Here is a 12,112-nt window from a genome sequence, read left to right on the forward strand (position 1 = left end):
GGCGGAGGGTGAACCGCGGGCCGCCCGGAGGAGACCCGCGGCGGAATCCTTACAAAACCATCTTCCAGTAAGGGATGGCGAGGAAGAAGAGGAAGATGCCGGTGAGGACCATGCGGGCCGCGAGCACCTTCAGCATATCCTTGAAGAGCATGTAGCCGGAGCTGAAGAAGTAGAGGATCACGGCGTATTCATAAGGGAAAAGGTAGTTGTCGAGGCCGTACTGGAACGAATAGAAGAGGATGCGCGGGTCCATGTTCATCTGTATGCCGAGCTCGGTGACGGGAGACGTCATGGTCGTGGTGGCCGCGAGCGGGGTCAGGAGGAAGTTGGCCAGCGCGCCGAGCACATAGGAGGCCAGGCCGGCGGTTGTGGTGGTCATGCCGTGCAGATAGGGCAGGGTGTTGTTGGCGATCCACGTGGTCACCTTGAGGAAGCCGCCGGCGCTGCCGATGGTCATGCAGCCCATGATGAAGAAGAGGGGCGCGAAGTTGATCTTGCTGAACTTGGGGCCGTCGAGGAGCCGGACGCCGGGGAGGAAGGCCGCAAAGGTGACGCCGATGAGCACCAGCCCGGCGGCGACGCCGTGCAGTTTGTCCGTGGCGAGCAGGATGAGGGTAACGAGCATGAGGATGGCGGCGCGCTTCTGTTCGGACGTCACCGGGCCGAGTTCCTGATACTTGGTCTGCAAGGTGGCGCGCAGGGCCTGCCGATCTACCTTGGAAGGGAGGATCAGCATGACCAGCCCCACAGACATGAAGGTATACAGCATACCGGGAAGGAAGTTGTGCATGGCGTATTCCATCCATGTGCTGCTGATGCCGGAAGCCTTTTGCAGCAGGCCCATGCCGAGTACGAGGTCCGCGCCGCCCGTGAGGTAGCACAGTTTGGTCGACGCCACGGCGAGGCAGCAGGTAAGGATGACGGCGGTGGCTTCGCGTCCCTTGGCCTTGAAGTCCAGTGCGTCGCACAGGCTGATGCCGATGGCGCAGAAGATGGCGGCCTTGCCTGTGATGGCCGGGACGAGCGGGGCCACGATGGAGACGGCGAGGGTAATGCCGATAAGAGTACCGGTGAAACTGCCGCCCATGCAACGCACGCAAGTCAAACCGATGCGCTTGCCGAGGCCTGTTTCCTGTAGGATCTTGCCGAGTGCGAAACCGCCTATGACGATAAGGGGCACTTCAGAAAGCCACGGAGAATATACAACCTGCTGTTTGACGCCGCACAGGACGATGTAGAGTACGGGAAGGATAAGGCCAACGGCAATTTCATTCATTGCATCCATAGCCCAAATGCAGATGGCCCATGTCGTAATGGAAAGGAAGAGGGCCATATGGTGCGTGACGGTTTGCCCGTCTATGGGCATCGCCCAGTAGACAATCAAAGGTATTGCAAAAGATATAAACCACTTTAAAGCTAGAGACCTGTTTTTTCCCGTCATCGACAGAGTCATGATCTTCTCCTCCAGAGAGTGGTACGGAAAGCTTGAAGTGACTCTAGCTGTAAAAGAGAATACGTGATGTAACGGTTGCTACATTTTTCTCAAGGATGGATATTTTTTGTCTCCTTTGAAGAAAAAGTTGTACAGGCCGGGCCCGGAAAGGATTGCCCATGCGGTGAGAGTGATGTACAACCCGTTGTCGATAAAAATTTTTTTGTTGGGAAATGTATCTGGCTATTCGCCTTGTACGGGATAATGGCGTTTGCGCACAAGGAGGCCCCTATGGAGATGAATGACGCGAAACTGATAGAATTCACCCATATACCGCCGGAAGCCGGCGTGTGGCGTCAGGTCCTGGATCTCGGTACGCGCCTCCGTTTCCGCAAGGGTGAGGAAATCATGCACGGCGGGGAAAGAGGCGAATACCTCTATTATGTGCATCAGGGGGAAGCCCGGCTGATGCGGACGACGCTCGACGGGCGTGAAAAGATCCTCATGTCCATGCGCTCGGGGACGGTGACGGGGGAAACGCCGTTTTTTGACGAGGTCCCGGCGCGGAGTTCCATCGTGGCGGGAACGGATTGCGTGGTGTATGCCTTCTCCCGTGATTGCGTGCTTCACGAGATCCTTCCAAACTATCCCGCCCTGACGCTGGCGCTGTTGCACTCCTTGGCTTCCAAAGTCAGGGTGCTGTGCAACCAGTCGGTGAGCCTGAGCCTTGAGGAGCTGCCCCCGCGCATTTGCCGATTCCTGCACCTACGTATGCGGGACGACGGGGGCGCTCCGAATCCCCGCGTGTCGCCGGGGCTGAACCAGCAAGAGCTGGCGAACCTGCTCGGCGTGCATCGGGTGACGCTCAATAAGGCCCTGCGCGAACTGGAGCGGGAAGCGGTGCTCGGCCCGTACTCGCGGGATGAGGTGTACATCGTGGATATGGAACGTTTTCACGAACTGGCTTTAAAGTAGCAAACGCGGGGCGCTGCCGAGGAGAACTTTTTTGGGGAGACGGGATCGGCATACCCCATAGAAAAATCGCCCCGGATCGGTCTGATCCGGGGCGATTGATTTTGGACTGGGCGTTAGTTCGCGGGAGCGGGCTGGGCCGCAGGAGCCGTTTCCGCTGCGGGAGCCGGTTCTTCAGGGGCGGGCAGAGGCGTGGCTTGCGGTTCCGTGGCGGCGGGAGCTTCAACGGGAGTGGAAGGTGCGGGAGCGGCTTGCTCGTCAGTTGCCGGGGCGTCCGGTTCGGAAGGCTGCACGGGCGTTTCAGAAGGCACCTTCTCCGTTGCCGGATCTTCCTGAGCCTGAGCGGGCTCCACAGGTGTGACCACGACCACAGGAGCGTCAGCCGCCGCATAGTACGTCATCGGAGCCGTATAAACCAGCACCAGGAACGTCAGGACAAGCAAGGCGCCTCCGGCGAAGGAGCGGTTGAGCGCCTTCCAGAGGATGATGCCAAGCAGAAGGAGCCCGCAGGTTTGCACCAGTGCCGCGACCAAGGCCAGCGGCGTGGGCTGCAAGGCGGAAAGCGGCGCGGGAAGTTCACCGAGGAACAGCGGATAGATATTCGCTGCGGCGAAGAGGAGGCCGAGGACAATCAAGAGGATCGCCAGCAGGAGGAAAAAGCCGCGGCTGCCGCGCGCGGAAAGGTTCAGTACGCCCTGAGCGGTCAGGACGGCCAAAGGCGGCAGGAGGGGCATCAACAGCACGGGCATGTTCGCGCCAAGCAGGGCGAGGACCACCAGCGTCACGATGGCGCTGCACCACAGCCAGCCTTGGCCGGGGCGTTGCTTGCGGTTGACCACGATACCCTTGAAGAAGGCACCGATCCGTCCCCAGGGAAGGAACAGCAAGAGCAGCGTCCAGGGAAGCCAGATGACGGCAAGCAGGGCCACGATGATCCAGGAGTCTTGCCCCTGCAGCTTCCATGCTTCGAGGACGGGGGCCAGATATTCGTTTTCGAGGAGGGTCTTCAGCAGTTCGCGCCCGCCGTCGCCGAAAGCGATGAACGTACCCCATGCGAGAAGCAGGACAAGCAGCAGTCCGAACGCCAGAGCGCCGTCGCGTGCCCCGGCCCGGCGGAACGTTCCGCGCCAGAGGAGGAATACGAGGCTGACAAGCAGCGGAAGAACGAGGCCAAGCAGGCCTCCGGCCAGCGTGGACAGGGCGACAAGCGCGAAACCGGCAAAGAGCCATAGGGGGGCGAATGCCTTGATCCATCCACGGTACAAACAGATGCCGGCAAGGGTGAGGATGGCCGTGAACAGCATGTCGCTGCCTGAAATCCGGGGCAACCCCATACAGGCGAAGCCGGTCAGGAGCACCAGGCCGGAAGCGAAGGCCGTGCGCCTGTCGTTGCCGGTGGCCCGGGCCAGAGCCCATGTCAGAAGGATCAGGAAGAGCGCGGACAGGGCGGAGGCGATGGGCAGGAGCTGGACCGGGTAACCGCTGATCTGCTCCAGCCCGGCGGTCGGCTGCACGCCGGGGATATACGCCGCCAAAGACAGGCTGCCGATGCCGGGGATGAGGCTTAAGGCGCTCAAGAACCAGTGGTAGACCGGATAAAGCTCGGGGGAGGGCAGGCCGGACGCGGCGACGCCGAACAGGCCGACGCCCAGGTTATGCAGCGCGTGCAGCTCCCGTCCCATAAAAGTCGGCATGGATTGGATAAGCCAGAAAAGAATCAGGACCAGTGGGCCGACGGAGGCGAGCCCGTTGAAACAGCGGGAAGCGAAGCTGGATGTCTGCGGCTGGGCTTCCGGGGCGGGCGACTTGGATACCTTGGCGGCTTTGGGCGCGGAAACCGCTTTTTCCTCCTGAACGGGGGAAGGTTTGGCGGGAGCCGGTTCTGCCGGGGGCGGCGTCACGGTTTCTGTTTCCGGGGCCGGTGAGGGCTGTGCATCCGTATCCGTGGCCGCCGTTTCCGTCACGGGAGCGACCGGTTCCTCGGAGACGGGCTGGACGGGAGCGGACTGCTGTTCCGCGGAGGCGTTCGGCTCGTCTTTCTGAACGGGGGTATCTGTGCTCATATCTGCTCCTTCGATAGGATTTCAAAACAGCTATCGGGGGAGACTGTATCCGAGAATCGGTCCGGCGTCAGCAAAAGAATCCCCCGGGGACGCCGGGACGCGTCACGAGCCGAACTGCGCCATCCTCCGCCCCGATTCGCGGTAGTGTTCACGGAGAGACTCTTCCACCTTGGCGGGGTTCCGGGTCTGCACGGCTTCGAAAATATCCCGATGCCGATCCACGAATTCCTGTGGAGTGAACAAGACGTTCCAATGGTTATAGAACAGAAATTTGGAGATGTTCGTACAGGCGGAACGGGCCATCTCCACGAGCCGCCGGTTCGCGCAATGGGCGAGCAGGGCGCTGTGGAAGGCGTCGTCGACTTCGGTGAACTCGTACAGGCCCCCCACTCTGGGCGCAAGGCGGGCCATATGTTCGATCATGCCCGAGAGCCGGGCGATGTCCACGTGGTTCATGAGCGGCAGGGCGGCGGCCACACCCGCGCCTTCAAGGATGCCGCCGATTTCGTATTCGTTCTCTATTTCCTGACGGGTCATCTTGCGGATGTACTTCCCCTTCTGCGGTTCCGACGTGATCAGGCCGTCCTGCGTGAGGATTTGCAGCGCCTCGCGGATTGGTGCGCGGCTGATGCCGAGGCGTTCGGAAAGGATGACTTCCTTAACTTGCTCGCCGGGAGCGAGTTCGCCGTCAAGTATGCAACGCTTGATGAATTCGACAACCTGGCCGCTGTATGTCTGGCGTTTGAACGTGTGCATGACTTCTCCTTCGAAGGGCACATGACGAAAAGGTTCGTAAGGCGTTTCGCAGTGATCGGAAAGCGTGTATCGGGAGAGGCAAGGCGGATAGCATTCTCGATGTGTTTTTCTACAGAACTACTGCATTCTGTAACGGAAATAGGAGCTACGTCAAGATGTTGAAGGGGCTTTGTTACAGAAGGGGTATAGAAAGATGCATACTGTCGCCATGCAACAAACGGCGCGGGAAACGTTTCAATGCCGTTGCCCGCACCTCAGGGGCTGCAATGCTGGAACGCATTGCAGTAACCGGCCTGCCGTGTGCCGATGGAAAGGGAGCGTATCAGTCGTTGGAGACGAGCAAGGGGTTCTCGTCGTCGGGATATGTGACGATGAGCGAGCGGAACGCGTCCTCTTCAAACAGAAAAGCTTCGACGACAAGCGGATCAAACTGTGTCCCCCGGCCTTCCACGATGATCTTCCTGGCGGTTTCGTGGTCGAAGGCGGGTTTGTACACCCGCTTGGAGATCAGCGCGTCATAGACGTCGGCGAGGGCCATGAGCCGCCCCACGCGGGGGATTTCCTCCCCCTTCAGGCTGCGGGGGTATCCTTTCCCGTCCCATCGCTCATGGTGCGTATAGGCGATGACCGCGCCAAGGCGTAAAAAGTCGTTATGCCCGCCCATGCGCTTTTCCGCCCAGCTCAGGGTCTGGTAGCCGAGGGTGGTGTGCTTCTTCATCTCGTTGAATTCGGCTTCCGTGAGCTTGCCGGGCTTGCGGAGGATGCTGTCCGGAATGCCGACCTTGCCGACATCGTGCAGGGGAGCGCAGACGCGGAACAGCTCGATGGTGTCGTCATCGTCGTCCCATATGTCGGGCCGCATGAGCCGCAGGCGCTTGGCGAGGATTTCCACGCCGTGCTGCGTACGGCGGACGTGCGCGCCGGTTTCGTTATCGCGGGTTTCCACGACCGAAGCGAGACATTCCACCGTCACGGAACGGGAAAGATACAGTTCCTTGGTACGTTCCTTGACCAGCGAGTTGAGTTCGTCGTTGTATTTTTTGAGCGCGACGTGATTCGATACCCGCGCCCGGACGAGGCGGGGCTGGAAGGGCTTGGCGATGAAGTCCACGGCTCCGAGATCGAGCCCCTTGGCCTCGTGTTCCTCGTTCCCCATCGCGGTGATGAAAACGACGGCGATGTTGCTCGTGAGGGGATCGGACTTGAGGCGGCGGCAGACTTCGTAACCGTCCATCTCGGGCATCATAATATCCAAAAGGACGATGTCGGGGCGGGGCTCGGAGAGCGCCAGCCTCAGGGCTGTGGTACCGTTGGTGGCAACGCGGACGGTGTACTCGTCGCGCAGGAGATCATCCAAGATGCGGATATTGGCGATGGTGTCGTCGACGACGAGTACCACGGGTTTCTTAGGATAGCCCATTCGGTTCTCTCAATTCCAGATCCAAAAGCTGTGCAAGGTGCAAAAGGCCGTTTTCGGCCTTCTCGAAATCGAAGGTATCAATGGCGTGCTGGATTTCGTTCGCTTCCGCCCCGCACTGCCCGCCGAGAAAACGCCTGACGGATTCGAAGGCTTCGCGCGCGGCCGTGTTGTACTGCCGGACGAGCAGGAGGCATTCGCACAGCGCCGGTTGCAGCTTGTGGACATCCAGGGCTTCTCCGGCGGCGGGAATGCTCAAAGAGGCTTCGGGATATGCGGCGATGGCCTGCTCCGCAGCCGCAAGGACACTCGCGGCCGTTGTAACGTAGCCGTATAGGGTGTCAAGAAGGTTGTCGACATTTTCTGCGGAATCCCCTTGCAGGCACTGCTCAAGATCCACAAGCTGCGCATACAGATCCGTTGCGCCGACGTTGCCGCTGATGCCCTTCAGTTTGTGGACGGACGACCGGATGGAGGGCATATCGTCCCGCAGCCGGGCCTGCCTGATCTCGTCGTCGGCTTCGGCAAGCTCGCGCCGGAAATCGAACAGGAGGCTGACGTACAAGGGAAGGTTGCCCATGACCCGATCAAGCCCTTGCCGTACGGAAAAACCGGGGAGGTGCTCAAGCTCTTCCCGTATGACGTGTCCCGCCTCGACGCGGGGCCTGGGTTCCGGGGAGGGCGCGGGGGCTTCGCCGGAGAGCGTGGCATGGCGGTTGAGGGCCGTTTGCATGGCCTGCACGTCGAAAGGCTTGCGGAGGACGGCGGTGAAGCCTTTTTGGAGGAGCGCCTCTTCCTCTTCCGGTGAGGAAATGGCCGTGCAGGCGATGATGGGCAGTTCGCCGTACCGGCTGTCGCTGCGGAGGATATGCGTGAGGGTGGCTCCATCCATGACGGGCATTTCCACATCCGTGAACACAATGGCGTAATGCCGGGTGCGGATAAGGCGGAGCGCCTGAAGGCCGTTGTCGGCGGTATCCGCTTCGGTTCCGAGGGCGAGCAGGATTTCGGCACCGATCTGCTGATTGATGCTTTCGTCGTCGACGAACAACGTGCGCGGCGTATGCTCTGGCTGGTGCATGGGGTACCTCGGGGCGGCGCTCAGCGCCGGGGAGAGCGGCCGTCCCGGTGTATCCAGCGCGCGAGGGTGGAAAGGAGGACAGAAGGCTCAATGGGTTTGGCGATATAATCCTGCATACCCACGGAAAGGCTCTTTTCCCGGTCGCCGTTCATGGCATGGGCGGTCATGGCGATGATGGGCAGGTTGTCGAACCGGGCGTATTCCCGCAAGATCCGGGTGGCTTTCAGCCCGTCCATGCCGGGCATCTGGATATCCATGAGCACGGCATCGTAGCCGCCTTCCCAGAGTTTTTCCACGGCTTCGAGGCCGTCCCCGGCGGGCTCCACGCTGACGCCGCTTGATTGCAGGATTTCGTTGGCGACCTGCCGGTTGATGGCGTTGTCCTCCGCCAGCAGCACCCGCGCGCCCATAAGTTCGGGGAAGGGGGCGGTGGACGGTTCGGCCCGATCGGGCCTGTCCTGCGGCTGCTCGGCCTCAAGCAGTGCCGAGATGAGGGAGGAGGGCGTAACCGGCTTTGTGATGAGCCGCATGGGAATGTCTTTCCCTTCCCGGATATGGGCGAGGACATCGGGCCGGTCGTGGATGGTGGCCATGAACAGGATGACGGGCTGCTTGGGAAGCGCCGCGCAAAGGGCTTGTGCCGTATCCTTGCCGCTCATGCCCGGCATCAGCCAATCAACGAGGGCGACGCGATAGGGCTTTCCCTCACGCGCCGCGTCGTGGCAGAGCCGGACGGCCTCTTCACCCGAGGCCGCCGATACGGGATCAAGCTGAAATTCCCTGAGCATACCGCTGAGGATGTTCCGAGAGAGCTCATTGTCATCAACAATGAGGATGCGTTCTCCATGCAGCGGATGGGAGGGGAGGAGCAGGCGGCGTTCCGGGACGGCCACCGTGCCGAACTCCGCCGTAAAGACAAAGTCGCTGCCATGCCCCGGCGTGCTCCTCACATGGATTTCCCCGCCCATGAGGTTCACGAGGCGTTTGCAGATGGCGAGCCCCAGCCCCGTGCCGCCGTAGCGCCGGGTCGTGGAGTTGTCCGCTTGCGTGAACGATTCGAAAAGGTTGCCGATCTGTTCGGACGTCATGCCGATGCCCGTATCGCTGACGGAGAAACGGAGACGTGTTTTGCTCCCTTCGTGGCGTTCCTGCGTGACGGAAACAAGGACGTGGCCGGACTGTGTGAACTTGATGGCGTTGCCTACGAGGTTCAGCAGTATCTGGGAAAGCCGGAGCGCGTCCCCTTCCAGTACCGGCGGGACGTCCGGGCTGATCCGGGACAGCAGCTCAAGCCCCTTCTCGGCGGCGCTGAGATCCGCAATGGAGGCGACCTCTTCCAGCACTTGTTCCAGTTGGAAGTCGGCATGTTCCATTTCGAGCTTGCCCGCTTCGATCTTGGAGAAGTCCAGAATGTCGTTGACAATGCGCAGCAGGGTGTTTGCCGATGTGCTGATCTGGGTAAGGTAGTCCCTTTGGCGGGACGTGAGCTCGGTTTGCAGCGTCAGATGGCTCATGCCGATGATGCCGTTCATGGGCGTACGGATTTCGTGGCTCATGTTGGCGAGAAAATCGCTCTTGGCGCGTGAGGCCGTTTCGGCTTCCTCTTTGGCCAGCACAAGCTGCTTCTCCAGCTCTTTATTCTGGGTATCATCGACCAGCCAGCAGATGATGCCCGGGGCGCCCTCGTACTCGGTGCGGGTATAGGTGACCCGGAGGTCATGCGGCTGGCCCTGCGCGTCCCGGCTTTTCAGGGCAATGTCGGTGAGCGTGTCTTCAAGCGTGGGGAGCATGGCGGCGGCTTCGCGCAACTGGGGATAGACGCGGGCCACATCCATTTCCTCGCGGAGATCCATAAGCTCCCGAGCACGGGGGTTGCTGTACCGGATGAAACCTTCCACCGCGATAAGCACGCCGATTGGGCTGGTCTTCAACAGCTTCTGGGCAAAGGCAAGCTGTTCGGAAAGCTTTTTTTCCAGCAGCTTCTGCGTGGTCATATCGGCACTCAGGCAGAGGACGGCATCCGTTTTTTCATCCTCCTTGCGCAGGGGGACGAGCGTCGTCTGGTAGTAGGCGGTTTTCCCATCCGCATCGGTGCGGGAGTGGGGGAACATACGGGGTTCGCCGGACTCCAGGACGTCCCTCAACACTTTTTCGGAAAGCACGCCTGAAGCCACGGGGAAATCCGTTCCGGGGACGCCGTCGAGGGCCGTTTGCGCCGTAAACCCGAAGATGCTTGCGCACATGGCGTTGAGCTTGCGGCAGCGGCAGGAGGAATCGAACAGGCAGACGGCGGCGGGCAGGTTCTCCAGGAGAGAATTGAGCATGGTTTCCGTGTTCCGCCGGACGAGGACTTCCTTGCGCACTTTGCGGAGCATGAACAACGCGGTCAGTACGATGCCGAGGGCGATAAGAATGACCGTGGCGGTCATTTCCCAGAACAGGCTCCAGGCGATTTCCGCCGAGCGCTGGACGTTGAACCAGCGGTTATGGAAATCCTGCGAGGCCGTGGGAGGAATGCTACCCAGCGCCTTGTCGAGGATGGCGGCAAGCTGCGGCCAGTCCTTGCGGACGCCGATCCGTATGGGCAAACGGTAGGGCGTCACCGCGGCGACGATAACCTGGGGGATATTGTTCAGCCGTATGACGTGGGTTCCCGCGTCGAGGATTTCAAAGACGGCGTCGACTTGCCGCCGTTCCAACATCTCCAAGGCTTCTCGTGTGGTCCGGGCCTCCACAGCCCTGATTTCCGGAGAGGTGTCCTTCAAGATGCCCAGCAAGCGCTCCCCTACGGCGGCCACCCGTTTTCCCTTCATATCTTGGAGGCCATTGACGAACGGCGCATCGTTCATCATGAACAGCACGAGGGGCAGCTCAAGGTATGGCCGGGTGAACAGCATGGTTTTACGCGATTCGGGCGTTTCGACGGCGGAGAGGTGCACGTCAAGCTTGCCTTCGCCGAACGGAAGGTGCAGCCCCGTATCGGGGACAGGGTGCGCCACAAAACGGATCCCGAGCGTTTTTTCAAGCCATTTCGCGTAGTCGCTGGCGATGCCTTCCTGTTTCCTTTCGGAAGAGAGCGCTTCGAACGGCAGGCGTGAAGCGATGACGCCCAGACGCAGCTCGGGGTGCTGGGCCAGCCAGAGTTTTTCATCCGGGGAGAGGAAGAGTTCGGTTTCGGAGAAAGCCACGAAGGAGAACGTCAACACAAACAGAAAGGACCCCAGCATCGTTCGGAGGGCGGGGAAAAGAAAACGGCGGAACGTGTGAGAAGGCATGGCATGTCTGCATGTTGACGTGGAGAGAGACACAATGGAAAGATATTTTCAGTAATTTGTATTATAAACTCATTTAGGGTATCAAGCAACCGCACTCGCAGACATTTAAAAAGGATATTTCCATGCCCCACGAAACCACGCACCGATTCCTTGCCTCGGAATTGCCGGTCGCCGAACCGGAATCCTGCCTGTTCCATGTGTTGCCCGTGCCTCTGGAGGCTACGGTGTCGTATGCCGGAGGGACGGCGCGGGGCCCGGAAGCCATTCTTGAGGCTTCCGATCAGCTCGAATTGTGGGATGGCGAATCCGTCCCCGCCGAAGCGGGCATTTATACGTGGCCAGCCGTCGACATTTCCGGTTCTCCGGAAACCGTGCTCGGCAGGGTGGAAGCGGCGGTCGGGGGCATCCTCGATTGCAATGGGCTGCCCGTGTTGCTTGGCGGCGAGCATACCGTCACCTACGGCGCTCTCGCGGCGTTGAAAAAGCGGTTCGGGACATTCGGGATCATCCAGTTCGACGCGCACGCGGACTTGCGCGACAGCTACGAGGGGAGCCCGTGGAGCCATGCGTGCGTCATGCGGCGTGCGGTCAAGGATTTGGGGCTGCCGCTGGCCCAGTTCGGCGTGCGGGCCATGTGCCTTGACGAAGCGGAGGCACGCAAGGAACACGGCGTCACATTCCATGATGCGGCATCCATTGCCCGCAGCGGCCTTCCCGAATCACTGCTCCCCCCGGATTTTCCCCGCCAGGTGTATCTGACCTTCGACGTGGATGGCCTCGATCCGTCGATCATGCCCGCGACGGGAACGCCCGTGCCCGGCGGGCTCGGCTGGTATCAGTCGCTCGATATTGCGGAACGGACGCTGTCCGGACGGGATGTCCTCGGGTTCGACGTCGTGGAGCTGGCTCCGGTGCCCGGAATGCACGCTTCCGATTTCGCCGCCGCCCGTCTTACCTATGCCCTCATGGGGATCGTAGCGCGCGGACGCAGGTAAAGCGGATCAGCCTTAGCACGATAACCGTATGAGGAAGGGGAAAGCTTTTCTAAAGAAAAGCTTTCCCCCCTTTTTTACGGAAAAACAGAACGCCCCGTAAAGGGCGCTCCGGACATTGACG

8 protein-coding genes are annotated in these 12,112 nt (G+C 60.7%); 2 read left to right on the forward strand and 6 right to left on the reverse strand.

Annotated elements, in window-relative coordinates; translation table 11 throughout:
* Nucleotides 1–49: 49 nt before the first annotated feature.
* A complete protein-coding gene (locus tag HMPREF0178_RS16695; protein ID WP_009380950.1) occupies nt 50–1,453 on the reverse strand; it encodes an SLC13 family permease in 1,404 nt (467 codons plus the stop codon).
* 270 nt (nt 1,454–1,723) lie between these two features.
* Here HMPREF0178_RS16695 and HMPREF0178_RS16700 point away from each other — a divergent pair, with 270 nt between their 5' ends.
* Entirely contained in the window at nt 1,724–2,407 is a 684-nt protein-coding gene (locus HMPREF0178_RS16700) for a Crp/Fnr family transcriptional regulator (protein WP_009380951.1), read from the forward strand.
* A 113-nt stretch (nt 2,408–2,520) separates the two neighbouring features.
* On the opposite strand, the gene HMPREF0178_RS16705 is transcribed toward HMPREF0178_RS16700, so the two are convergent.
* The 5 genes from HMPREF0178_RS16705 to HMPREF0178_RS16725 form a co-directional block, all read right to left on the reverse strand.
* Complete coding sequence (locus tag HMPREF0178_RS16705; RefSeq protein WP_009380952.1) at nt 2,521–4,467, reverse strand: SPOR domain-containing protein; 1,947 nt, start codon at nt 4,465–4,467, stop codon at nt 2,521–2,523.
* A 102-nt stretch (nt 4,468–4,569) separates the two neighbouring features.
* Nucleotides 4,570–5,223 (reverse strand): GntR family transcriptional regulator, encoded by a 654-nt coding sequence (locus HMPREF0178_RS16710; RefSeq protein ID WP_009380953.1) that lies wholly within the window; start codon nt 5,221–5,223, stop codon nt 4,570–4,572.
* A 322-nt stretch (nt 5,224–5,545) separates the two neighbouring features.
* Nucleotides 5,546–6,643, reverse strand: a complete 1,098-nt coding sequence (locus tag HMPREF0178_RS16715; RefSeq protein ID WP_009380954.1) for a two-component system response regulator — start codon at nt 6,641–6,643, stop codon at nt 5,546–5,548.
* The gene (locus HMPREF0178_RS16720) at nt 6,630–7,721 is read right to left on the reverse strand and encodes a response regulator (RefSeq protein WP_009380955.1); all 1,092 of its coding nucleotides are present in this window, start codon (nt 7,719–7,721) and stop codon (nt 6,630–6,632) included. The genes HMPREF0178_RS16715 and HMPREF0178_RS16720 overlap by 14 nt, the downstream gene beginning before the upstream one ends.
* 20 nt (nt 7,722–7,741) lie before the next feature.
* The gene (locus tag HMPREF0178_RS16725) at nt 7,742–10,909 is read right to left on the reverse strand and encodes a response regulator (RefSeq protein WP_232281311.1); all 3,168 of its coding nucleotides are present in this window, start codon (nt 10,907–10,909) and stop codon (nt 7,742–7,744) included.
* 209 nt (nt 10,910–11,118) lie between these two features.
* Between HMPREF0178_RS16725 and speB the strand changes: the two genes are divergently transcribed.
* Nucleotides 11,119–11,991, forward strand: coding sequence for an agmatinase (gene speB / locus HMPREF0178_RS16730; RefSeq protein WP_009380957.1), 873 nt, complete (start codon nt 11,119–11,121; stop codon nt 11,989–11,991).
* Nucleotides 11,992–12,112 lie beyond the last annotated feature (121 nt).

This window comes from Bilophila sp. 4_1_30 (assembly GCF_000224655.1).
GTDB lineage: Bacteria > Desulfobacterota > Desulfovibrionia > Desulfovibrionales > Desulfovibrionaceae > Bilophila > Bilophila wadsworthia.

Bases quoted from the DNA above. Each gene is read 5' to 3' on its own strand.
- speB (WP_009380957.1), top strand. From the start codon at position 11,119: ATGCCCCACGAAACCACGCACCGATTCCTTGCCTCGGAATTGCCGGTC.
- HMPREF0178_RS16700 (WP_009380951.1), top strand. From the start codon at position 1,724: ATGGAGATGAATGACGCGAAACTGATAGAATTCACCCATATACCGCCG.
- HMPREF0178_RS16695 (WP_009380950.1), bottom strand. From the start codon at position 1,453: ATGACTCTGTCGATGACGGGAAAAAACAGGTCTCTAGCTTTAAAGTGG.
- HMPREF0178_RS16710 (WP_009380953.1), bottom strand. From the start codon at position 5,223: ATGCACACGTTCAAACGCCAGACATACAGCGGCCAGGTTGTCGAATTC.
- HMPREF0178_RS16705 (WP_009380952.1), bottom strand. From the start codon at position 4,467: ATGAGCACAGATACCCCCGTTCAGAAAGACGAGCCGAACGCCTCCGCG.
- HMPREF0178_RS16715 (WP_009380954.1), bottom strand. From the start codon at position 6,643: ATGGGCTATCCTAAGAAACCCGTGGTACTCGTCGTCGACGACACCATC.
- HMPREF0178_RS16720 (WP_009380955.1), bottom strand. From the start codon at position 7,721: ATGCACCAGCCAGAGCATACGCCGCGCACGTTGTTCGTCGACGACGAA.